20 protein-coding genes are annotated in these 22333 nt (G+C 56.2%); 11 read left to right on the top strand and 9 right to left on the bottom strand.

What is annotated here, in order from left to right; all coding sequences use genetic code 11:
* Positions 1-47: 47 nt before the first annotated feature.
* From EV681_RS01580 to EV681_RS01590, 3 genes are all read right to left on the bottom strand, one after another.
* A complete protein-coding gene (locus EV681_RS01580) occupies positions 48-488 on the bottom strand; it encodes a VOC family protein (protein ID WP_128393615.1) in 441 nt (146 codons plus the stop codon).
* 112 nt (positions 489-600) lie between these two features.
* Positions 601-1113 (bottom strand): VOC family protein, encoded by a 513-nt coding sequence (locus tag EV681_RS01585; RefSeq protein WP_128393616.1) that lies wholly within the window; start codon positions 1111-1113, stop codon positions 601-603.
* Between the two features lie 463 nt (positions 1114-1576).
* Positions 1577-3568: a sigma-54-dependent Fis family transcriptional regulator gene (locus EV681_RS01590; RefSeq protein WP_128393617.1), complete on the bottom strand. Its 1992-nt coding sequence runs from the start codon at positions 3566-3568 to the stop codon at positions 1577-1579.
* A gap of 240 nt (positions 3569-3808) precedes the next feature.
* Between EV681_RS01590 and exaC the strand changes: the two genes are divergently transcribed.
* The 3 genes from exaC to EV681_RS01605 all read left to right on the top strand — a co-directional run bounded on the left by exaC (position 3809) and on the right by EV681_RS01605 (position 8485).
* Positions 3809-5332, top strand: coding sequence for an acetaldehyde dehydrogenase ExaC (exaC, locus tag EV681_RS01595; RefSeq protein WP_128393618.1), 1524 nt, complete (start codon positions 3809-3811; stop codon positions 5330-5332).
* Positions 5333-5684: 352 nt separating this feature from the next.
* On the top strand, positions 5685-6149 hold the full coding sequence (locus tag EV681_RS01600; protein WP_128393619.1) for a (2Fe-2S)-binding protein: 465 nt from the start codon (positions 5685-5687) through the stop codon (positions 6147-6149).
* Positions 6146-8485, top strand: a complete 2340-nt coding sequence (locus EV681_RS01605; protein ID WP_165392909.1) for a xanthine dehydrogenase family protein molybdopterin-binding subunit — start codon at positions 6146-6148, stop codon at positions 8483-8485. Before EV681_RS01600 ends, EV681_RS01605 begins: the two co-directional genes overlap by 4 nt.
* Positions 8486-8648: 163 nt before the next feature.
* On the opposite strand, the gene EV681_RS01610 is transcribed toward EV681_RS01605, so the two are convergent.
* Together EV681_RS01610 and EV681_RS01615 are read right to left on the bottom strand one after the other, a co-directional pair.
* Complete coding sequence (locus EV681_RS01610) at positions 8649-9290, bottom strand: nucleotidyltransferase family protein (protein WP_128393620.1); 642 nt, start codon at positions 9288-9290, stop codon at positions 8649-8651.
* Between the two features lie 9 nt (positions 9291-9299).
* The gene (locus EV681_RS01615; protein ID WP_128393621.1) at positions 9300-10319 is read right to left on the bottom strand and encodes an XdhC family protein; all 1020 of its coding nucleotides are present in this window, start codon (positions 10317-10319) and stop codon (positions 9300-9302) included.
* A 431-nt stretch (positions 10320-10750) separates the two neighbouring features.
* Here EV681_RS01615 and EV681_RS01620 point away from each other — a divergent pair, with 431 nt between their 5' ends.
* Together EV681_RS01620 and EV681_RS01625 are read left to right on the top strand one after the other, a co-directional pair.
* On the top strand, positions 10751-11533 hold the full coding sequence (locus EV681_RS01620; RefSeq protein WP_128393622.1) for a c-type cytochrome: 783 nt from the start codon (positions 10751-10753) through the stop codon (positions 11531-11533).
* Positions 11534-11611: 78 nt separating this feature from the next.
* A complete protein-coding gene (locus EV681_RS01625) occupies positions 11612-13402 on the top strand; it encodes a pyrroloquinoline quinone-dependent dehydrogenase (RefSeq protein ID WP_128393623.1) in 1791 nt (596 codons plus the stop codon).
* Between the two features lie 214 nt (positions 13403-13616).
* Here the strand turns inward: EV681_RS01625 and argE are convergent, their stop codons facing one another.
* On the bottom strand, positions 13617-14780 hold the full coding sequence (gene argE, locus EV681_RS01630) for an acetylornithine deacetylase (protein WP_128393624.1): 1164 nt from the start codon (positions 14778-14780) through the stop codon (positions 13617-13619).
* Positions 14781-14923: 143 nt separating this feature from the next.
* Between argE and EV681_RS01635 the strand changes: the two genes are divergently transcribed.
* Complete coding sequence (locus EV681_RS01635) at positions 14924-16222, top strand: MFS transporter (protein ID WP_128393625.1); 1299 nt, start codon at positions 14924-14926, stop codon at positions 16220-16222.
* A gap of 158 nt (positions 16223-16380) precedes the next feature.
* On the opposite strand, the gene EV681_RS01640 is transcribed toward EV681_RS01635, so the two are convergent.
* Positions 16381-16857, bottom strand: coding sequence for an OsmC family protein (locus tag EV681_RS01640; protein WP_128393626.1), 477 nt, complete (start codon positions 16855-16857; stop codon positions 16381-16383).
* A 77-nt stretch (positions 16858-16934) separates the two neighbouring features.
* A complete protein-coding gene (locus tag EV681_RS01645; protein WP_242612106.1) occupies positions 16935-17255 on the bottom strand; it encodes a putative quinol monooxygenase in 321 nt (106 codons plus the stop codon).
* 317 nt (positions 17256-17572) lie between these two features.
* Between EV681_RS01645 and EV681_RS01650 the strand changes: the two genes are divergently transcribed.
* Entirely contained in the window at positions 17573-18373 is an 801-nt protein-coding gene (locus tag EV681_RS01650; protein ID WP_130303163.1) for a helix-turn-helix domain-containing protein, read from the top strand.
* 63 nt (positions 18374-18436) lie between these two features.
* Positions 18437-19330: an arylamine N-acetyltransferase family protein gene (locus tag EV681_RS01655; protein ID WP_128393629.1), complete on the top strand. Its 894-nt coding sequence runs from the start codon at positions 18437-18439 to the stop codon at positions 19328-19330.
* Here the strand turns inward: EV681_RS01655 and soxR are convergent.
* Positions 19256-19717, bottom strand: a complete 462-nt coding sequence (gene soxR, locus EV681_RS01660; protein ID WP_128393630.1) for a redox-sensitive transcriptional activator SoxR — start codon at positions 19715-19717, stop codon at positions 19256-19258. The two genes, EV681_RS01655 and soxR, sit on opposite strands and share 75 nt — an antisense overlap.
* Before the next feature lie 274 nt (positions 19718-19991).
* Here soxR and EV681_RS01665 point away from each other — a divergent pair, with 274 nt between their 5' ends.
* From EV681_RS01665 to map, 3 genes are all read left to right on the top strand, one after another.
* Positions 19992-20981: an MmgE/PrpD family protein gene (locus EV681_RS01665; protein WP_130303164.1), complete on the top strand. Its 990-nt coding sequence runs from the start codon at positions 19992-19994 to the stop codon at positions 20979-20981.
* 131 nt (positions 20982-21112) lie between these two features.
* Positions 21113-21373, top strand: a complete 261-nt coding sequence (locus tag EV681_RS01670; RefSeq protein WP_128393632.1) for a ParD-like family protein — start codon at positions 21113-21115, stop codon at positions 21371-21373.
* Positions 21370-22161, top strand: a complete 792-nt coding sequence (gene map / locus EV681_RS01675; protein ID WP_128393633.1) for a type I methionyl aminopeptidase — start codon at positions 21370-21372, stop codon at positions 22159-22161. Before EV681_RS01670 ends, map begins: the two co-directional genes overlap by 4 nt.
* The last annotated feature ends 172 nt before the right edge of the window (positions 22162-22333 follow it).

The following is a 22333-nucleotide window of genomic DNA, read 5'->3' on the forward strand; positions in this document are numbered from 1 at the left end:
TTGCTGCGGATAGCAGTGCTGGAAAGCTGGTCTGGCGCGTGTGTGCCTCAGGCTTGTGCCGCCTGCTCTGCCGGTTGCATGGCAATCATCCATTCCATGCCGAAACGGTCTTTGAGCATGCCAAAGCAGGGGGAGAAAAAGGTCTCGCCCAGCGGCATGGTGACCGTGCCGCCTTCGGCAAGCGCGTTGAACATGCGGGTGGCATCTTCTTTGTTGACCGGAATAACAGACAGGGCGAAGCCACCCATTGTACTGTCGCCGCCGCAGCCATCAGATGCCATGACCAGACTGCTGCCAATGCGAAAACTGGCGTGCATGATCTTGTTGTCAAAATCAGGGGGAACTGCACCTGGTGGTGGCGTTTCCGGGCTCTCGCCAAAACGCATCATCATATCGAGCTGCGCGCCCACGGCATCTTTGTAAAAGTTCAGGGCCTGCTCGCAACGGCCGCCGAAAAAAAGGTAAGGAACGATAGAAGTCTGGTTCATGATGTTTTCCTGGTGTGGTCCGGTCGCAAGGCGACTGGATACGGTATTGAAAAAAAGTCTATTAAAAAACAGTGCTATCAATTAAATTGAACGGCTCTTGTTGCAGCGCCGATCAGGATGTTCCGGCGCTGGCTGCGTCGGCCGCCTGCTGCAGTTTGCCGATATCCAGTTTTTTCATGGGCAGTAATGCCTCCATGACGCGCTGGGCGCGAGCCGGGTCGGTCAACAAGGTCGGCAATATGGCGGGCACGATCTGCCATGACAGGCCGTAACGATCCTTGAGCCAGCCGCACTGCTGGGCAGATGGATCGCCACCCTCATTTAACGCTGTCCAGTATTTGTCCAGCTCGTCCTGAGAATCGCAATGCACCTGCAGAGAGATGGCTTCATTGAACTTGAAAATGGGCCCGCCATTGAGGGCAGTAAAAGGCAGTCCGGCAAGCTCGAACGCGACCGTGAGCACACTGCCTTCGGGTCTGCCGCTAACCTGCGTCATTTTCTCACCAAGATAATGGGTGGTCTGGGTGATTTTTGAATCAGGAAAAATGCCGGTATAAAACCGGGCTGCTGCCTCGGCCTGGTCATCAAACCAAAGGCAGGGCGAGATTTTCGACGCGATTTTCATGTCTATTTCCTTTTGCGAACAGCACTATTGCAAATGCGATAATGAGAATCGGGAAGGAGATACAAGCTGCCCGATTCGACCGTTTTGTTGCATGAAGTCAGTATGCGCAGGATTGAACTGTCGGTAAATAGGCAGATGCGTCATTCTGCAAGGGCAGATACGGCAGCGATTGAAGGCGGGTAACAACCGGCTCAAGGCAGTGGCTCACAATGGCGCTCAGGCGCAGTGCTCTGCCGACATGCCGCGCCAGAGGCGGGCGCGCTTGCTTGCATGGCCGGCAACAAATTGGTAACCGGCGTGATTCAATGACGACAATTGCAATAACGGCAACGGTGATGGACCGACAGCTGCAAAGACTACGCTGCGACAACATAAATTCGGCACAGATTTGCGCCGCTACCGCGAATGTCCGTACCTGGCCGACGGCGCTGCAAAACAAATCCGGCGCGGCGCCGGTAAGCGGCTATTGCACCTGAGAACCAGCCCGGGTCATTTGTCGGTATACCGTACTGCGATGCAATCCCAGTTCTCTGGCGGTTTTGCTGACATTGCCGCGGTTTTTGGCCAGTGCCTGTCTGATTCGCAAAGCCTGCAAATCCTTTACGCTGACCTCTGGCAAAGGCCTTTCTGAAGGCAATATGGCGTCGTGTACTACCATCGCATCCGCCTGCGTGATATTCGTCGCCAGATCTTCCTGCGCAGCCGTTCTGCCCTGGTGTACGGTCGCTGCCGCTCCCATGTCGGTAGAGGATGGCATATGCAATTGCTTGAGCAGATGGGCGGGCAAGGATTCAGGATGAATAATACTGCCAGCGGGCAAAAAGGCGGCCAGCGTTTTGAGCACTGATCGCAATTGTCGGTAGTTGCCTGGCCAATGATAAGCGCAAAGGATATCCAGCGCCTGATCTGCGAAAATCAGGCTGGGGGTGTTTTCGTGGCGTCTGAGTTCTGCGCAGATAAAGGTGCGCAGGTCTGCGCGATAGCGCAGTGCCGGCAACTGGACCAGATGATCCTGGATACGATAGTAAAGGTCCTGGCGAAAATTTTCCTCGCGGCTTAGCGTATCGGCTTGCTGGTTGGTGGCGCTGATCAGTCCAAACTGCACCGGCCAAGTTTTGTCCGAGCCCAATGGCTGCACCACCCGTTCCTGCAGGACCCGCAGCAGGCGCGATTGCAGTTGCAATGGCATGTCGCCAATTTCATCCAGAAAGAGCACGCCGCCGTTGGCCTCGCGCAGGCGTCCGCGCGAGCCGTTGCGCTGGGCTCCGGTAAATGCGCCAGGTTCGTAGCCGAACAGCTCGGCTTCAATCAGGCTTTCAGGAAGCGCCGCGCAGTTGATGGCGACAAACGGACCATCGCGCCAGCGGCTATGCGCATGCAGGTGGCGGGCAAACACTTCTTTGCCGGTGCCTGTCTCGCCCAGCAGCAGAACGCCCAGATCAGCGTTGATAGCCAGCGTACTCTGGCGCAACGGGTGCTGCAATGCCGGCGCCAGCGCGGGCAGGGCCGCCAGCAGCCCGTCCGGGCCACTGCGGTTTTTCGCTTGGGGTGGAGCCGACCTCGCCCCTTCGCCGTGCAACGCTTGTGAAGTGGCGCTGCCGGCAACGCCGACCCGCTCAAACTGCAAGGACGCATAAAGCGCCGTGCCGTCGGCACAAAAGCTGAGCATCGGCTGCGACTGTAGTTGTTTCCAGGCGGGCAGCCATTTATCGACGGGTTCGTCCAGCAGTGCAATAAGAGGGACATTCAGCAATTCAGCTGCTGTTTCATTGGCGCCCACAATCTGCTGATCGGCAATAAGCAGCGTGCCGCATTGCGCGGCGTTGAGCTGCCCTGCGTGACGCTGAAACTGCAGTCGGGCAATGTGCGTGCCGGCCAGCTCCAGAATCTGGTTACCGATCTGGCGTGCCGTGATTCGGACCAGATCGCCGGTATAGTCCGGCAGTGTACGGGCATCGCCGGAAATATCCAGAACGCCAAGGATTTCTCCCCGTGGCGAGCGGATAGGCGCAGCATGGCAACTGAGGATTCGGTTGCAGGGCAAAAAATGCTCCTGACCGATGACCCGTGTAAAACCGTTTTCGATCAGGGCGGTGCCGATGGCATTGGTGCCGCGATGGCCCTCGGCCCAACTGGCGCCGGGTCGCAGGGTCACCTGGTCAGCCTTGTGCAGAAAGGCGTTGTTGCCAGTGGCGTGCAGAATGACGCCACTGGCATCCGAGAGCAACAGTATGCCCTGTGCCTGCGCCGCGATGCCGCTGGCGGTGGTGATGTGCGGTGCGGCGGTCTGCAACAGGCTGGCGTATTGATCCAGGCGTGTATTGAGGTCTGCCCGGTCCAGCAGAGCCGGTTCGTTTGCCAGCGTATCCGCCTGCTTTTCACAGCGCTCCCAGGAACGCTGAATCAGCGCATTCGGCTGCACGGTACCGGCGGAGTTCAGCGAGTGATGCAACATCGTAGTCTCCTGATGTGTTGCAAAAACAGACAGTTGTTGCTTGTGTTGCCTGCCTGCTGTCGTGATTCGCGACACTTTATTGCTGTGTTTTGCGTGCCGCGCGCGATGCGTCAAAACTATTCTACTCCAAAACCCTGATTTGCTCCTTGCCGGCGGTATGGCATGAACTTTGCTCCAGGAGGAAAGCAGCGAGCCAATATGGTCCGCGCCATTTTAAAAACGAATATCTGGAGATAAGACATGAATCTATCCGACTTGAAGCAATTTGGAATTGACACCGATTACCCCTACAAGACCAAGTACGGCAACTATATTGGCGGCAAATGGGTGGAACCAGTCTCGGGCGAGTACTTTGAGAATATTTCTCCGGTCAATGGGCAGGTGTTTTGCGAAGTGCCCAGGTCCGGCGCCGACGATATCGAGCGGGCCGTGGACGCTGCGCATGCTGCTCGCCGTGCCTGGGGGCAGACCTCGACCACCGACAGGGCCAACCTGTTGCTGAAAATGGCCGATCGCATGGAGCAGAATCTGAAAGTGCTGGCTGTAGCCGAAACCATTGATAACGGCAAGCCGCTGCGTGAAACGATGGCTGCTGATCTGCCGCTGGCCGTGGACCATTTGCGCTATTTTGCAGGATGCATCCGGGCGCAGGAAGGGGGGATTTCCGAAATTGACAATACAACGGTGGCCTATCATTTTCACGAGCCACTCGGTGTAGTGGGACAGATCATTCCATGGAATTTCCCGATCCTGATGGCGATCTGGAAACTGGCGCCATCGCTGGCGGCAGGGTGCTGCGTGGTGCTCAAACCGGCCGAGCAGACACCCGCTTCGATCCTGGTGCTCATGGAAATTATTGGAGATCTGTTCCCTCCCGGTGTGATCAATATTGTCAATGGCTATGGCAAGGAAGCGGGCAATGCGCTGGCCACCAACAAGCGTATCGCCAAAATTGCCTTTACCGGTTCGACCGCTACGGGCAAGCATATCCTGCATGCGGCTGCCGATAACTTGATTCCGTCCACCGTTGAGCTCGGTGGCAAGAGTCCGAATGTATTTTTTGCCGATGTCATGGACCAGTCAGACGACTTTTTTGACAAGGCGCTTGAAGGGCTTTCGATGTTTGCGCTCAACCAGGGCGAAGTGTGCACATGTCCTTCACGCATCCTCATCCAGGAGTCCATATACGATCAGTTCATCGAGAAAGCCATTAACCGCGTGCAGAAAATCAAGACCGGCAACCCGCTGGATATGAACACCATGGTGGGCGCTCAGGCATCGCAGGCGCAGATGGACAAAATCCTGGGCTATATTGATATCGGTCGCGAGGAGGGCGCAGCATGCCTGACCGGTGGCGAGCGCAATCGCGTGCAGAGCCTGGAAGAGGGTTATTACGTGACACCCACCATGCTTTCGGGCAAGAATGATATGCGCATATTCCAGGAGGAAATTTTCGGGCCGGTCGCCTCTGTTACGACGTTCCGGGACGAAGAAGAAGCACTGGCCATTGCCAATGACACCTATTATGGTCTGGGCGCTGGTGTATGGACCCGGGATGGTTCCCGCGCCTATCGCATGGGGCGGGGTATTGAGGCAGGCCGGGTCTGGACCAATTGCTATCACCTGTACCCGGCTCATGCTGCATTCGGTGGATATAAACAGTCGGGCATTGGTCGGGAAAATCACAAAATGGCGCTGTCCAACTACCAGCAGACAAAATGCCTGCTGGTGAGCTACAGCCCCAAGGCGCTGGGCTTTTTCTAATCGCTGTTTGTGTTGGACCGCATCTGGCGGTCCAACCAGCTGACCGGTGCAGCCCTGTATGATTTCCGGCCTGCACCGGTTTGCATTTTTATTTCATTTTTATTTCTGCGTCAAAGTTAGTTCAGGATTGTCATCTGCACTGCCTGGCCATGGCACGTAGCAAAATCATGCTGGAACATAATTCTATGACAAATGCGGTTATCACGAAGTTGATCACAATCCCGATAAGATTGCTATACTGCAATACAGTAATGCGAGTCTGGTTTGCCTGCATCAGGTGCGACTGCATGTCAATGATGAGGCTTTACGATGATTGGTTTTTGTTTAGCAACGAACGCAAAGGATAGCTGCAATGATTACACTTGAAATTAACGGTTCGAAGCATGATGTTGATCTTCCTCAGGATACCCCCATTCTTTGGGCACTGCGCGATCACCTCGGATTTACCGGGACAAAGTTCGGTTGTGGCATGTCGCTATGCGGCGCCTGTACAGTGCATCTGGACGGCGAGCCGATACGATCCTGTGTGACGCCGATTACGGCGGCTGTGGGCAAGAAGATCGTCACGATTGAAGCGCTGGAAAATGATGAGACAGGCAAAGCAGTGCAGAAAGCCTGGGTAGAAATGGGCGTGCCGCAATGCGGTTTCTGTCAATCGGGGCAAATCATGTCTGCCACGGCCCTGCTGAAAAAAACGCCGGCGCCCACCGATGCCGAAATTGATGCGGCAATGAGCGGTAATCTGTGCCGCTGTGGCACCTATACGCGTATTCGCAGCGCCATCAAGACTGTTGCACAGGCCGGAGGTGCCAAATGAATATACGTGACAATGTATTTGCCATTGCTGCGACCGATGTACAGATCAGCAATATCAGTCGCCGCAAAATGCTCAAGGGCTTTGCCCTGGGCGGCTTTGTGCTGGCCGTCGGATTGCCGTTGCGCGCGCGTGCCGAAGGCGAAGAGCAGAAGGGACCCAAAAAATATGGTGCCGATTCCATGCCGCATGGCACGGTCGACAACCCACTGGTTTTCGTGGCCATCGCCGCTGACGGTGCAATCACGATTCTTTGTCATCGTGCCGAAATGGGGCAGGGCGTCAGGACCAGTCTACCCATGGTTGTTGCCGACGAGATGGAAGCAGACTGGGGGCGTGTGACAGTGAAGCAGGCCTGGGCTGAAGAAGCACGTTTCGGCAATCAGGACACTGACGGTTCGCGCAGTGTGCGCCATTTCTTCGTGCCGATGCGACGCGTGGGTGCTGCTGCACGGGCCATGCTCGTGTCTGCGGCCGCCAGCCAGTGGAATGTGCCCGAGTCCGAAGTACAGGCAAAAAATCATGAATTGATACATACACCAACCGGCAAGAAGCTCGGTTTCGGTGACGTCGCGCAGAAAGCAGCGCAGCTTGAGGTGCCGTCCGGCGAAGCGCTGAAACTGAAATCGGCTGACGCCTTTCGCTATATTGGCAAAGGACAGACGCATATTGCAGATGGCATGGATATCGTCACTGGACGCGCGCAATATGGCCAGGATGTCCGGCTCGACGGCATGCTGTACGCCGTGGTGGCCCGTCCTCCGGTATTCGGCGGCAAACTGGTCAAGGTTGATGATGCCGCTGCGCTGAAAATTCCGGGCGTAGTAAAAGTGGTGACGCTGGCCGGGTCGCCACCGCCGGCCATGTTCAATCCGCTGGGCGGCGTGGCCGTGATCGCGACCAACACATGGGCGGCCATTGCCGGACGCAAGGCATTGAAGATCGAATGGGATGGGGGCCCGCACGCCTCTTATGATTCGGCAGAATACCGCAAGCAGCTCGAAGCGTCGGTACGCAAGCCGACCGAAAAAGCGGTGCGCAACGATGGCGATGCGATGGCTGCGCTGGGTAGTGCGGCCAAACGCATACAGGCTGAGTATTACGTTCCGCATCTGGCTCAGGCGCCCATGGAAACGCCCGTGGCCACGGTAAGGATCGTCGATGGCAAATGTGAAGCCTGGGCCAGTGTTCAGGCGCCGCAGGCAACGCATGACATGCTGGTCAAATGGCTTGAGCTGCCACCGGAAAACGTCAAGGTTAACCAGACATTGCTGGGCGGCGGTTTTGGCCGCAAGTCCAAGCCGGATTTTGTAGTCGAAGCCGGGCTGTTGTCCAAGGCAATGGATGGCAAACCTGTGAAGGTGACATGGACTCGTGAAGATGACATTCAGCATTCCTATTATCACACCGTATCGGTGGAGCATCTGGAAGCGGGACTGGACGCACAAGGCAAGGTGACGGCGTGGCTGCATCGCACTGCGGCGCCGTCCATAGGCTCCACCTTTGCCGACACCAAGCTGCAGTCAGCAGGAGAGCTGGGCATGGGCGCGGCCAACGTGCCTTTTGCCATCCCCAATGTTCGGGTCGAAAATCCCGAAGCCGAGGCTCATACCCGCATTGGTTGGTTCCGTTCGGTCTCGAACATTCCCCGTGCGTTTGCTATCCAGTCTTTTGTTGCGGAAATGGCCGCCGAACTGGACAAGGACCACAGGGACTTTCTGCTCGATCTGATCGGCCCGGCCAGGCGCATCAATCCGGCCGACCTGTCAGACTCATGGAATCACGACGAGTCGCCCGAAAAGTATCCGGTGGATACGGGCCGCCTGCGCAATGTGATTGAAGTGGTCACACGCGAAGCGGGCTGGGGCAAATCTGGCGCAAAAGGGCAGGCCATGGGGCTGGCAGCGCACTACAGCTTTGTTACTTATGTCGCGACAGTGGTCCATGTGGAAGTGTCGGACAAAGGCGAGCTGACCATTCCTCGAGTGGATGTGGCAGTCGATTGCGGGCCGCAAGTCAACCCCGAGCGCATTCGTTCCCAGATTGAAGGCGCAACGGTGATGGGAGTGAGTCTGGCCACGCTGGGCGAAATCAGTTTCAAAAACGGCGCTGCGGTGCAAAGCAATTTCCATGACTATCGCATCACATCCATGATGAGCGCGCCGCGAGAAATCCATGTTCATCTGGTTGCGGCCAGTGATTATGATGCGCCGCTGGGTGGCGTGGGCGAGCCCGGCACGCCGCCTGTATCGGCAGCGCTGTGCAATGCTATTTTTGCTGCTACCGGCAAGCGGATTCGCAGTTTGCCTATTGGTAATCAGATGCAGCAGAAAAGTTAAGGGAGGCAGTGAACCGGGAGCAGGTCCGTGGTCTTTTGGCCTGGGTCTGTGGGACTGGAAACGGGGACTATTGATGCATTCCTCTATACGGGCCAAGGCGGCGACAGGCGCTTCTCCCAATGTTTTTCCTGACTCATCGGGGCGCTTGATGCGCCCCGTTTTTTTATTGTGGGGCGAGCTGGTCGCCGGCCTTGCCAAGTTGCTGCAATTGTTCCTGGGTGTCAATATCGAGCAGGCAGCCGGGGTCGTTGACGGGAATGAGCGTTACCGCGTCGGGATGGCGCCGGACGATTGCGCGTGCACCCTCGTCGCCTCTCAGCTGCAGCAGTTCGTCCCTGAACTGACTGGCAAATGCCACGGGATGCCCGGGCCGATTCTGAAATTGGGGACGCACGATGCGGCCATCCTGGCGCAGGCGCGTGGCAACTGCCTGCACCGTATTTGTGTGGATGCAGGGCATATCGGCAAGGGCGATGATCCAGCCGACCCCGGCCGGGCTGTGGCTGATCCCGCAACGCAGCGAGGCGCTCATGCCCATGTCGGCATCGGCGCAATGGATCAGGTTCACCGGCAGCCCGCCCAGCGCGTTGCGCACCGCCTCCTGCTGCGGACCACAGACCACTGTGACAGCATCCACATGTTGCAGCAGCGTATGACAGACGGCATAGACCATGGGCGTCCCATCGGCCAGGGGCTGCACAGGTTTGTAACGCGCGCCCGAGGCATCAAAACGGGATCCCTTGCCTGCCGCCAGGACAAGAGCGACGATATCGGGTGCGGGCGCTTGGCAATCAGGCTCTGGCATGTCGATTTGTCAGGCGGCGTATTCGGACGGGTTAGCCTTGGCATGGGAAACATCGAAACTGTCGGGCAGTAGCAGGCCGTTTTTCACGGCGATCACTTCGGCCATGACGCTGACAGCAATTTCGGCGGGAGACTTGCTGCCGATATAGACGCCGATCGGGCCGCGCAAACGGGCAAGCTGTTGCGGCGTAATGCCAAAATGCTCTTGCAGCCTTTGACGACGAATGTGATTATTGCGACGCGAGCCGATGGCGCCTACATAGAAGGCATCTGACAGCAGTGCCTCCATTAGCGCCAGATCGTCCAGCTTGGGATCATGGGTCAAGGCAATAATGCAACTGCGCCGGTCCGGTCGAAAAGCGGTGACCACGTCGTCGGGCATTTCCGAGAGCACAGTCACCCCCTGCACTGACCAGCCGTTGCGGTATTCGATGCGCGGGTCACAGACGGTCACTGCAAAGCCGCTGAACAGGGCCATGGTGGCCACGTACTCGGTCAACTGCCCCGCGCCGATCAGCAGCATGCGAAACTCCGGACCAAAGGTGTTTTTCAGCGTCTTGTCGTCAATACTGAGCGGCAATGGCTGATCAATCGGCTGTTGCTGGACAATGCCATTATCCAGGTGCACAGCGCGTTGCATCAACTGGCCCTGTTCCAGGGCTGCCACCAATTCATCAAGCGAGCGCGCATCGGGATTGAATTCCAGCAGAATTTCCAGGGTACCGCCGCAAGGCAGGCCAAAGCGATAGGCTTCTTCAGCGGTCACGCCATAGCGGACCAGGCTGGGCGGCCCGCCATTGAGCAGCACGGCATTCTCGCTGCCGCCGGTGTAGCGATAGATCAAGTCGTCTTCAATGCACCCGCCGGAAACGGAGCCAACCACTGCGCCGTCTTCGCACAAGGCCATGACTGATCCCAGCGGGCGCGGTGAGGAGCCCCAGGTCCGAATGACCGTGGCCAGCAGGGCTTTTTTCCCTTCCTGGCGCCATGCGCAAAGTTTGCGCAGTACGAGGACATCAAGATTTTCCATTACTACCGCCTGTTCCTGTTTGGCGGGGCCGTGTAGCCCCAGTTGATGACAGTCGTCATGTCATTTCGATTGTAATGCAATTGATGATCTTGAACAGCCACGCGACAGCGATCACCGGTAGGGCCGCCGATATTGGCGGACAGCACGAGTGCGCCTTCTCGGGCATTCAAGAAACCTTGGCCTGGTGCCGAATCCATATCGCAATCAACCTGGGGTTAGCCTAATACAATCAACCTGTCTTAGCCTGATACCTTCTGCATTTGCATGCCGATGTTGCCGATTTGCCATTTTGATACGAATTCTGCCGAAGGCAGCGGAACCGGTTGTCTCTGATGAAATAAAAGAATATCATTTGACCTATATCATTGACTAGTCAACCAAAATATGGCTGACGATGATCTATTCAAACCCCTTCCCACAAGAGAAAAGCAATGAAAATTAAACTGACACACACTGCCGCAGCAGTCGCGTGTGCGGCTGCCTTCGGCTTTGCTGGCCTGGCAAATGCAAATACGGCAGCCGGTTCACAAGGCGCAGACAAGACTGCCGGGTCAACCTCCGCAACCCTGATTGCCAAGGGCAGCAGCGGTACCATGACGCCGTTTCTTGTCGACGCTGAGGGGCGCACGCTGTATACGCTGACCAAAGACAATAAAGCCGGTTGCGATGAAGCCTGTATGAAACACTGGGAGCCTGTGGTTTCCGAGAGCCGTCCGTTGGGTCGCGACATTTTGCCGGGCCTGCTCAAGGCTGAAAAAAATGATCAGGGTGTTTCACAGGTCAGCTATGGCGATCTTCCCCTGTATCGCTTTGATGGCGACAAAAAACCGGGCGATATGAACGGCCAGGGTTTCGCTGACGTTGGCGTGATGGTCTCCGTACTGGGTACGGCCGACAAGCCTGAAGTGGCAGCCGAAAAAGTGGAAGCCACGCCTGAGTTGATGGCTGCCGGCGCCAAAGTGTTTGCCAGCACCTGCGCTGCCTGCCACGGTGCAGAAGGCCAGGGCGCGTTCGGCACGAAGCTCGAAGGGTTTGACCGGCTGGCCAATGCGCCTGCCCTGCTCAGCACGATTATCCATGGTCTGAACAGTATGCCGGCCCTGGGTGGCCAGTTCAATGACGAGCAGGTTGCTGCGGTGGCCACTTACGTTCGCAATAGCTGGGGCAACAGTTATGGCGGCGTATCGGCAGAACAGGCCAAGGCTGCACGCTGATCAGTGCATTTGACCCATGTCGTGCTGCCTCTGTGGTGAGCCGCGACTCGTAAAGAATATTGAAGAATAGGACACAAAATGAAAATCCATAGCCTTCTGGCTGTATCTGCCGCAGTGATGTTTGCCTGCGCGGCTCAGGCACAAGTGAAGATCGAAAATTACAAACCGATTTCCAACGAACAGATTCTGAATCCGGCCGATGGCGACTGGCCAAGCTGGCGCCGTACCATTGACAATCAGGGTTACAGCCCCCTGGAGCAAGTCAATAAAAAGAACGTCAAACAGCTGGATCTGGCCTGGGCGTGGTCCATGCCGATAGGCGGTCTGCAGGAAACGGCGCCGCTGGTTCATGACGGCATCATGTTCCTGGGAATGAATCGCAGTCACGTGCAGGCGCTGGACGCCACGACGGGCGATCTGATCTGGGAATACACTCAGCCGCTGCCCAAGTTTACTGGCGGCTATCATGATGCGCAGGCCAATCGCCAGCGCAACTCGCTGGCACTGTACGAAGACAAGGTCTATCTGACAACGCCGGACGCCAAACTGGTCGCGCTTGAAGCGAAAACCGGCAAGAAACTGTGGGAAGTCCAGGTCAATGAATGGGAAAAAGGCTACAGCTTTACGGCAGGTCCGCTGGTCGTTGACGGCAAAGTCTTCACCGGTACTTCTGGCTGCAGTATTACAGGCACGGCAGGTGGTTGCTATATTACGGCCCATGATGCCGAAACAGGCAAGGAACTGTGGCGTCTGAACACCATTGGCGATCCGGCGGTAGACGACAGCTGGGGCGGCCTGGCCAAGGAAAACCGCTGGGGTGGTTCGCCCTGGATTACCGGTTCTTACGATCCAAAACGCAAAATGCTGTTCTGGGGCGTAGGCATGCCGATTCCGTATCCATCCATTCTACGCGGCAGCGGTGACGGCGATGCGCTGTACACCAGCTCTACGCTGGCCATCGATGCCGAAACCGGCAAAGTCAAATGGCATTATCAGCATATGCCCAATGACGATTGGGATCTGGACAGTCCGTTTGAACGCGTGCTTGTAGAAAGCCAGATTGCGCCATCCAAGGGCGAAGTGTCCTACATGAGCAAGGATGTGGAAGCGGGCAAGAAATACGATGTGATTGCATCCGTTCCCGGCAAATACGGCACAGCCTTTGTGCTGGATCGTGACACCGGCAAGCTGCTGTGGGCACGCGATACCGTTTTCCAGAACGTGATCAAGGGATTCACCGAAGACGGCAAGGTCATTACCAATACCGATCTGAAAGCCAAATCCATCGACGAAACGGTCAAGGTATGTGGCGGGCGCGATCTGGGTAAATTGTGGATGACAGCGGCCTACAGCCCGCTGACCAACGCTCTGTACGTTCCGGTCAGCTCTTCATGCAAGGAGCTCACGCCCAAGCCGATAGAGCTGCGTACTGGCGAGTCTGTCGGTGCCCAGGCTTCGGGTGCAGTATCGTTTGCGCCAGGAGAAGATAGCGTAGGTCGCGTGTATGCGGTCGATGTGAAAACCGGCAAGTTCCTGTGGGTTAAGAAGCAGAAACCGATCTTCAGCTCTGGCGTGCTGACAACTGGTGGTGGCTTGGTCTTTACCGGCGACAGCATGCGCGAATTTGCTGCGTATGACCAGAACAACGGCGAGAAGCTGTGGTCGATTCGCTTAAATACCTCGATCGGCGGATTTCCAATGACCTACAGCGTTGATGGCAAGCAGTACATCGCTGTTGTGACAGGCCCGAACGCCCAGACACCGCCTGCTGCGATTCTGAGCCCCGAGTTGAAAAACGTGGTTGACTCTGGCCACTCGGTCTTTGTATTTGCACTGGACGATATCAAGGCTAAAAACGGCAAGAAATAAGGTTGCGAACGAAGTTCGCGTGACGGTGTTCTGCTGTCACGCGGGTTCGATAAACCAGAGGCAAACGGCGTTTTTTCGCTTGCCGATGTTGGTAAAAAGGGATGAGCCTTTAGGGGTTCATCCTTTTTTTTGTGGAGGATGGTCAGTCGTACAAGCGACCATGGGAGGCTACGCAAGCGATGTTAGATTTGCGGCAATAACAGCCCTATGGCATTCAAAGACTTGCCGACAGTTTCCTGAGGAAATTTTCGCAGTCATTCAATTGTGAAAATTCCACGAATTCATCGGGCTTGTGCGCCTGCTCGATTAGTCCGGGGCCACACACGATGGTGGGGATGCCCAATTGCTGGAACAGGCCTGCTTCGGTGCCATAGGCCACCTTGCGTGTTTCGTGGTCCTGGGTTAATGCCCGAACCAACTCGGTAATGGCTGCCTGTTCAGAGGCTTCAAGCGGTGGGGCGCTGGCGTCAGCGCTGATATCGATGCGTGCATCCGGATATTCTTTTTGCATGCGTGGCAGCAACTCGTTGCTTACATATTCCTGAATTTTGGCCTGAATTTGCTCGCCGGGCATGCCGGGCAGATTACGGAACTCGTAATTGAACTGGCACTCGCCGGGGATCGTATTGACGGCAATGCCACCCTGGATCTTATTGGTGGTGATGGTGGAATAGGCCACGTCATAGTGCTTGTCATAAGGGCCGGTATCACGATAGTGATCGGCAAGGTCGCGAATGTGGCAGATCAGTCTGGCTGCGTGTTCAATGGCATTGCAGCCGAAAGGCGTGAGCGACGAGTGTGCCGCCTTGCCGTGAACGCGGCAGGTAAACAGATTAATCCCCTTGTGGGCGACCACAACCCGCATGCCCGTAGGCTCGCCGACCACACATCCATCTATTTTCTGATTGCGTTTTTGCAGTTCCTTGAGCATGAACGGTGCGCCCGCACAACCGACTTCTTCGTCGTAGGAGAAGGCCAGATGGATGGGTTTACTGCGCTTTTGCTGCAGGAATTCGGGCACCAGGGCCATCGCCGTCGCAATAAATCCTTTCATATCGCAGGTGCCGCGACCATAGAAGCGATCTTGCGAGGGCAACAGCACAAAAGGATCGCTGTTCCAGTCCTGCCCGTCCACCGGCACCACGTCGGTGTGTCCCGATAGCGCAACGCCGCCCTGGGTCTGCCCGTCTGAAGCCGGCAGGGTGGCAAACAGATTGGCCTTGGCGCCCTTGTCATCTGTTGTGAGCCAGCTATCGACGCCCTGGGCGGACAGTGCGTCGCGAATGGTTTCGATTAACCCCATGTTGGAGTTGCGACTGGTTGTGTCCATGCCGACCAGAGTGGCAAGCCATTCTTCTTTGGTGATATTGGTTGTCATGCGAAATTGTCCTTGATACAGGATAAGGAGTATGGAAAAACCACAGAATCGGTGTTTTTACACGTTAACTATTCTTGCGTGCTTGTGCTGTATGTCATTACAAAGTATTTTAATTTCTATTCTAACCGGTAAAGGACATTTTCATGCAATCCACCAAGGTTTCGGTGCGCAACCTGGCTGCTGCAGTCATAGGCAATGCGCTGGAATGGTACGACTTTCTGGTCTTTGCCTTCATGACGCCGATTATCGCCCGGCTCTTCTTTCCTGTGGACCCGTCCGCGGAAAGTGGCGATCTGAACGCTATTCTCATGACAACTGCAATATTCGGAGTCGGATTTTTCATGCGGCCTGTGGGTGGAATCATCCTGGGCATGTATGGCGACAGGAACGGGCGTAAAGCTGCGCTGGTGCTGGTCACCTCGCTGATGGCCGTGTCCATGGCGATTATCACTTTTTCGCCCACCTATCTGACCGCGGGCATTCTGGCCCCTGTCCTGATTCTGATTGCCCGGCTGATCCAGGGCTTTTCGGCAGGTGGTGAATTCGGTACGGCAACGGCATTGTTGATTGAAATGGCGCCGCCAGGCAAACGCGGATTCTACGGTTCCTGGCAAATGACCGGCCAGATGATTGGTCTGTTGATTGGCGCTGCAGCCGGCACCTTGATGACTGTGTACTTTACGCAGGAAGAAATTGAAGCCTGGGCCTGGCGTATCCCGTTCTTTGTCGGGCTGATCATCATTCCTGTTGCCGTGTATATCCGGCAACAACTGGATGAAACCGAAGTGTTTCGCAACGCCAAGAAGCTGGAAGCGGCTGAAGGACGCCGTATCACGATTGGTGAGCTGTTGGTCAATGCCTGGCGCGAGACAGTCCTGGGTATCGGGCTTGTGGCGGCGGCCACCGTGACCGTGTACATTACGTTCACTTATTTGGTGACGTTTGCCACGAAGATACTGAAATTGCCCTTGCAGGAAACCTTTGAAGTGCAGATGCTGGGGGCATTGTGGGTGGTTATCCTGACACCCTTGATGGGCATGTTGTCCGATCGCATTGGCCGCAGCCGGTTGCTGATCGGCTCACTGGGCCTGTATTTTGTGATTCTGTTCCCGATCTATTCGTGGCTGACGGCGGCACCCACCATCTCCAAGCTGATTGTGGTGCAATTGGCCACCGGTCTGTGTGCGGCTGCTTTCTTTGCCGTTTTCAGTACGGTGATGGCGGTGTTGTTTCCAACGCGCGTGCGCTCGCTTGGCCTGTCTATTTCCTATAACCTGGCGGTCATGCTCATCGGCGGCTTTGCACAGTTCATCGTCACGTGGCTGATTCAGCAAACCGGTTCACCCATGGCGCCAACCTATTATGTGATGTTCGGGGTTGGTCTGGGACTGGTTGCTGCCATCATATTGGGCAAACGTGCCGATAGCGAAGTGACGCACTGATTGCCGGCGCAGGTTGGTAATTGACAAGGCAGTAACAAAGGCCACATGGCGATTGTCATGTGGCCTTTGTCATTGAAAACGCGGTCAGGTCAAAACGGCTATTTCGGAACCGGTATGTTAACGCCGACGCATCTGCTGGCTGCTCGCGCAGATCTGCGCTATTGCGCTGTGGCAACACGGATATCGGGTTCGACTTCTATCGGAAAGTTCACCGAATTGGCAATAAAGCATTTTTCGTGGGCGTCGTGATGCAATTGGCGAGCCTTGTCGATATCCTGCTCTCGGCTAATGGTGATGACTGGCCGAAGCACAACCTTGCTGAAGGCACCACCATTGGCATGGGTCACCATGACGCCATGGGCCTGATCAATATAGCTCATGACCTGTATGCGGGCATCTGAACACAAATGCAGGTACCACAACTTATGACAGGCAGACACGGAAGCCACAAGCAGGTCTTCGGGATTCCAGCGCTGCGCATCGCCGGCAAATGCCGCATCCGAAGAGCCGGCGATATCGGGTTTGCCGTTGGCACGGATGACGTGGTCGCGATCATAACTTTTATAGTCGCGCGTCCCGACCCCGCGATTGCCGGTCCATTCGATAATAACGTCATAGTTGTGAGTGACTGCCATGGTCTGCTCCTGCTGGAATAACGATAAAAACCTTGGGCGGGACGACGGCCCCGCCATGATGACCGGACATTATAATCTCAGACGGTCAGGTCGGTCCTGATCGGTTTCCATACCTGTATCTGTCTGGGTTGCTCCAGCAGTTCCGGCAGGGTATTCCAGAAAGCCTGGCGATAAGGCCTGTGCATCTGGACATTCAGCACATCTTCACGATCCAGCCAAGTCTCAGAGAGCATATAAACGGTGTCCGATGCCGGGTCGCGGTGCAGCGCTGCATTGACGAATGTGGTTTCGTCGCGCATGGCGTCCAGCACGGGTTCGAGCAGTGCGAGAAACTGTGCTTGCGTGCCCGCTTTCAGATGAAAGGTAATAACGTAAGTCTCTTCAGTAGGTCGACTCACAGACGACACAAGTGTACGGTGATTTGTATTTTTGTGTAAATCAGGACTTGATGTGGACAGCTGGCTCATGCGATATTCCTTTTATTTTACGCAGCGATGGCAATTGCCATCAGGCCGCAGGTGTGGTGTGACTGGTTCGGTTGCATCTACTGTGATGGAAAACGCGGCGCGTGTCCATTACCAGCCAGGTAATGGTTTATTGTTCAGGACCCGATTATGCTTGAGCCAACCGGCTGCTTTTATATTTTTGGCAACACGACAGGCTGCCCGTGCGCCTGTCGGTACGCCTGCGCCGACCATTCAAACCTGCGAAAATCATGACACAAACCACCGTTGGAGGGCTCATCCGCGACTGGCGACAGCGACGGCGCTACAGTCAGCTGGATCTGGCCTGCCTGGCAAATATTTCTGCCCGACATTTGAGTTTCATGGAGACCGGCAGGGCGCAGCCCAGCCGCCAGATGTTGCTTTTGCTGGCCGAACATCTGGACATTCCCCTGCGGCAGCGCAATGAAATGCTGCTGTGCGCCGGCTATGCCCCTCACTATGCCGAACATGCGCTGAACGATGCGCCGCTGCATGAAGCGCAAAGTGCGATCACTGCCTTGCTGACGGCGCACGAACCTTTTCCTGCCATGGCGGTGGATGGTCACTGGAACCTGGTGCATGCCAACCGCAGTCTGTCCTTGTTGCTTGCGGATGTCGCGCCTGAGCTGTTGACGGCGCCCGTTAACGTACTGCGGCTGGGGCTGCATCCGCAAGGGCTGGCAGCGCGCATTCTCAATTTTTCTGAGTGGCGTGCGCATTTGCTGCAACGGTTGCGGCGCCAATACGAGCAGACAGCCGACCCGTGGCTGCTGGCGCTGTATGATGAACTGGTTGCCTATCCCACCCCGGATGGCACCCCCCATCTGCGGCGTGTCAACCATACCATTGCCGTGCCATTGCAGCTGGACACGAACGAGGGTGTGCTGTCTTTACTGAGCGCGACCATGACCTTTGGAACCCCTTTGGAGGTTGCGCTTTCGGAGTTGGTGCTGGAAATATTTCTGCCGGCCAATGCCGGTTCTGCGGCGATCCTGCGGAATCTGGCCATGCCTGAGCAGCAGATGGTTTGACCTTAATTTAGGTTGAGGTTTTACACTGCGATCGTCATTTATTCTTTTACCCGGAGTGTTTTGATGAAGACCCCGCTCACAGATTACAAAATCGATCTGAATGCGTATTTTGCCAAACTCGGTTATACAGGATCCCAGGACCCCACGCTGGAGACCCTGGCAGCGCTGCAGTTGTTGCACCAGAAGACTATTTCATTTGAAAATCTGGACCCGTTTCTGAACCGGCCGGTTCTGATCGATTTACCCAGCCTTGAGCACAAACTGGTATTCAGTGAGCGCGGCGGGTACTGCTATGAACAGAATTTGCTGTTTGCCCATGTGTTGCACCGTCTGGGCTTTACTGTGTCCAATCTGCTGGCGCGTGTGCTGTGGGGCGCCGACGATCATGCCATTACCGCTCGCTCCCATATGCTGCTGCATGTCAGGCTGGATCATCGTCCTTACATTGTCGATGTGGGTTTTGGCGGCAACTCCATTCCCGCGCCCATGGTGATGAACCGGGAAAATGTGCAGCAAACCAGCCACGGCGCTTATCGCTGTCTGCTGATTGATGGCGATTACTGGCTACAGGTTCATACCAACACAGGCTGGCGCAATATGTACCGGTTTGATTTGACCCGGCAGCATCCGGTGGACTACATTGCACCCAACTATTACACGTCTACGCATGAGGACTCCCATTTCCGTCATTCAGTTGTAGCAGCCAGGATTTTCCAGAATGGGCGCTATACCTTGCGCAACAATCTGCTGACCACGCGTTATGAGGACGGACAGACTGAACAGACCGTGCTGGAAAGCGCGCAAGCGGCGCAAGCCGCATTGCATGACGTTTTTGGGATTTGCGTGCCGGATATGACGGCGTTTGCAAAGAAATGGCAGCTGCTAGCCCGGGGGTGGGAAATGGGCGCCCGGCCCCTTGTCCGAGAGCCTGTCCAGGTAGTTGCGCAAGGGGCATGAGGCAATGGACAGGCACCCGCACCCTATGCATTCGGTAAGCTGATCGCGCAGGCAGGTCAGCGTCTGGATACGCTCGCTCAGATCCTCATGCCAGACCTGGGACATCCGTTCCCAGTCTGCTGCGCTCGGGGTCCGGCCGCTGGGCAGGGTGGCAAACGCTTGGGCAATTTCTGTCAATGGAACGCCCACCCGCTGTGCGACCTTGATAATGGCTACCCTGCGCAGGACTTCGCGTTTGTAGCGACGCTGGTTCCCGCTGTTGCGTACGCTGGCAATTAATCCCTTGCGTTCATAAAAGTGCAGCGCAGAGACTGCCACGCCGCTGCGTTGGGCTACTTCGCCCACCGATAGCAGTTTTCCGTGTTCTTCAGGTTTTATCTCTGGCATGGGCGCTCCCGCACCTCAACTTTGGTTTAGTTATTATATCTGTGATTGACCCGCCGCCGCTGCGCCCGGGTAGTGACAAGTGAACAGGTCGCGCAAGCAATATTCATGGCGGTATTGCAGGCAATCGATTGCATGTGCAATAGCCCTGTGGTTGTTATGGTCTATAAATTTGAAAAATATGATCCACATCAAGAAACGGCCTGAGTGCTGCTGGCGGTGATGCGCAGGGTGCTGCACAATAACAGTTGCAATTAAGAGAAGAGATTAGAAAGATATGACCGATCTGGTGACGGCGCAATTTGCGCAACTGATCAGCAATATAGCCGTTGAAAATATGCCGACTGCGGCTACAGAACAGATTCGCTGGCGTGTGCTCAAGGCCCTGGCAACGATACTGAGCGCAGACATAAACCCGCGGGAAACTGTGCCGCGCACTACCATTATCGGCACCAGCAGCGGTTCGCCGGCCGCGCTGGAAGCAACAGGATATATTCAGAATCAACCTGTGTTGTCAGCCTTGTCAATGGGCGCAATGCTCGAAGTCCGGCAGCCTGGCGCAGAGGTACGCTCCGAGTTCAAGGCAGTGGACGCCGCCATCATTGCCGCGGCGTGGGCGCTGGTCCAGGCCTGTCAGGGGAGCGGGCACGTGTTCATGAGCGCGCTGGCTGCGGGTTATCTTGCAACAGCGGTATTGGCCGATCTGCCTGATATTGATTGCAGCCGGGCCTGGCGGGCCGGCGCTGTTAGCGCAACCGTGGGCGCCGCGGTGGCGGCAGCCAGGGCAAGCCAGTTGCCTGCAACCGCGATGCTGGACGCAATGGGATTTGCTGCTGCGCAGGCGGCGCAATTGGAGCATAACGCGGCGACAGCGGCTCAGACCAGTAAAAACGATGCTGCCGGCGGGGCCTGTCAGGAACCGCCCGATCTTCCCGGCCCAGGTCGGGCCGCGATGGACGGCGTGCTATCGGCCCAAATGGCGACACTGGGCGGTCACTGTCCACCTGCATTGATTGAACAACTACAACTGGCCATGAGTATCGTGAACCTGGAACGCGCGTTGCCCGATGCCTGGGCCGCTTTCCAACGCAACTGGCCATGCACCTCGATTGAGGCCATACAGCGTTTCCGCAAGCAGGTTGCATCAGTCATCAGCGATGGCGAGGCCGAGACGATTATTGGCTTGATACTGCATCTGGAACATACTGCACCCGGTGAGCTGACGACCTACGTGAATGAGCGGATTGGCTCCCGTCTGAATTCATAGGTCAGATCATTCGTCTGTTCATTGTGATATACTGAACGTATACGTTTCGTATAATATCTTTCATTGAATGATGTTGTATGTTGGCGTGGCCTTGCGGTCGCGCCATTTTTATTACCAAATCCGGACAAATTATGGGTATTGTAAAAATTTCCGATCAGATGCATGAAAACCTGCGTCTGGCCAGTACGGCGCTTAGCCGTTCCATCAACGCGCAGGCCGAGCACTGGATGCGCATCGGCATGCTGGCTGAAATGTATCCCGATCTTGATCATAGCGACCTGTGCCGTCTGCTGGTGCAGGCCGGGCAGAGTGGCACACTGGATCTGGGCTCCATCTCGACCATGGGTACCGCGGCGCTCCGTGCAGGCGCACCTGCGGGGGCGCGTCAATGAGTCAGCGCGTTTCCATCAAAAGTGCCCAGGATATAGCCAAGGCACGTATCGCCGGTCGGCTTGCTGCCGATGTGCTGCATATGATTGCGCCGCATGTAAAAGCTGGCGTCACAACCGATGAGCTGGACCGCTTGTGCAACGACTATATCGTGAATGTTCAGAACACCATCCCTGCCAATATCGGATACCACGGGTTTCCCAAAACCGTGTGTACGTCTGTTAACCATGTCATCTGTCATGGCATTCCGTCCGATAAGGTGCTGCGCAATGGCGATATCATCAATATAGATGTGGCCATTATCAAGGACGGCTGGTACGGCGACACCAGTCGCATGTATTTTGTGGGCGAGCCCGGGCCGCTGGCCAGGCGTCTGGTACATACGACCTATGAAGCCATGGTGGCTGGCATCCGCCAGGTGCGTCCTGGCGCCACACTGGGTGATGTCGGCTACGCCATACAAAGTGTAGCCCACCGCGAAGGATTCAGTATCGTACGCGAATATTGCGGTCACGGCATCGGGCAGATCTACCACGATGATCCGCAAGTGTTGCACTACGGGCGGCCGGGCGAGGGCCTTCGGCTGCAGGAAGGCATGATGTTCACCATCGAACCCATGATCAATGCCGGCAAACGCCACTCGCGGCAACTTGCCGATGGCTGGACGGTGGTTACCAAGGACCACTCACTGTCGGCTCAGTGGGAGCATATGGTTGTGGTCACGGCCGACGGATTTGAAGTCCTTACCCCCTGGCCGGAAGATCAGGATGGCTACGAATCCATTCGCTGACCTTCGCACGGGCGGTGTGCCGGTCAAGACGCAGGCGATTAACAGCGTCGGTGCCCGCCAAATCATATAATCTGCGATTCTGCGGTACGATTACCGTGAGCGCAGCAAGCGCGCAAGAACGCTGTTCTGTGGGCATCCCGGTGCGCCGCGCACCCGGGATCACGCAGGCACG

The organism is Advenella incenata (assembly GCF_004217095.1).
Classification (GTDB): domain Bacteria; phylum Pseudomonadota; class Gammaproteobacteria; order Burkholderiales; family Burkholderiaceae_B; genus Advenella; species Advenella incenata.

Coding starts and splice junctions, on each gene's coding strand:
- EV681_RS01580 (WP_128393615.1), bottom strand. CDS start 488: ATGAACCAGACTTCTATCGTTCCTTACCTTTTTTTCGGCGGCCGTTGC.
- EV681_RS01585 (WP_128393616.1), bottom strand. CDS start 1,113: ATGAAAATCGCGTCGAAAATCTCGCCCTGCCTTTGGTTTGATGACCAG.
- EV681_RS01590 (WP_128393617.1), bottom strand. CDS start 3,568: ATGTTGCATCACTCGCTGAACTCCGCCGGTACCGTGCAGCCGAATGCG.
- exaC (WP_128393618.1), top strand. CDS start 3,809: ATGAATCTATCCGACTTGAAGCAATTTGGAATTGACACCGATTACCCC.
- EV681_RS01600 (WP_128393619.1), top strand. CDS start 5,685: ATGATTACACTTGAAATTAACGGTTCGAAGCATGATGTTGATCTTCCT.
- EV681_RS01605 (WP_165392909.1), top strand. CDS start 6,146: ATGAATATACGTGACAATGTATTTGCCATTGCTGCGACCGATGTACAG.
- EV681_RS01610 (WP_128393620.1), bottom strand. CDS start 9,290: ATGCCAGAGCCTGATTGCCAAGCGCCCGCACCCGATATCGTCGCTCTT.
- EV681_RS01615 (WP_128393621.1), bottom strand. CDS start 10,319: ATGGAAAATCTTGATGTCCTCGTACTGCGCAAACTTTGCGCATGGCGC.
- EV681_RS01620 (WP_128393622.1), top strand. CDS start 10,751: ATGAAAATTAAACTGACACACACTGCCGCAGCAGTCGCGTGTGCGGCT.
- EV681_RS01625 (WP_128393623.1), top strand. CDS start 11,612: ATGAAAATCCATAGCCTTCTGGCTGTATCTGCCGCAGTGATGTTTGCC.
- argE (WP_128393624.1), bottom strand. CDS start 14,780: ATGACAACCAATATCACCAAAGAAGAATGGCTTGCCACTCTGGTCGGC.
- EV681_RS01635 (WP_128393625.1), top strand. CDS start 14,924: ATGCAATCCACCAAGGTTTCGGTGCGCAACCTGGCTGCTGCAGTCATA.
- EV681_RS01640 (WP_128393626.1), bottom strand. CDS start 16,857: ATGGCAGTCACTCACAACTATGACGTTATTATCGAATGGACCGGCAAT.
- EV681_RS01650 (WP_130303163.1), top strand. CDS start 17,573: ATGACACAAACCACCGTTGGAGGGCTCATCCGCGACTGGCGACAGCGA.
- EV681_RS01655 (WP_128393629.1), top strand. CDS start 18,437: ATGAAGACCCCGCTCACAGATTACAAAATCGATCTGAATGCGTATTTT.
- soxR (WP_128393630.1), bottom strand. CDS start 19,717: ATGCCAGAGATAAAACCTGAAGAACACGGAAAACTGCTATCGGTGGGC.
- EV681_RS01665 (WP_130303164.1), top strand. CDS start 19,992: ATGACCGATCTGGTGACGGCGCAATTTGCGCAACTGATCAGCAATATA.
- EV681_RS01670 (WP_128393632.1), top strand. CDS start 21,113: ATGGGTATTGTAAAAATTTCCGATCAGATGCATGAAAACCTGCGTCTG.
- map (WP_128393633.1), top strand. CDS start 21,370: ATGAGTCAGCGCGTTTCCATCAAAAGTGCCCAGGATATAGCCAAGGCA.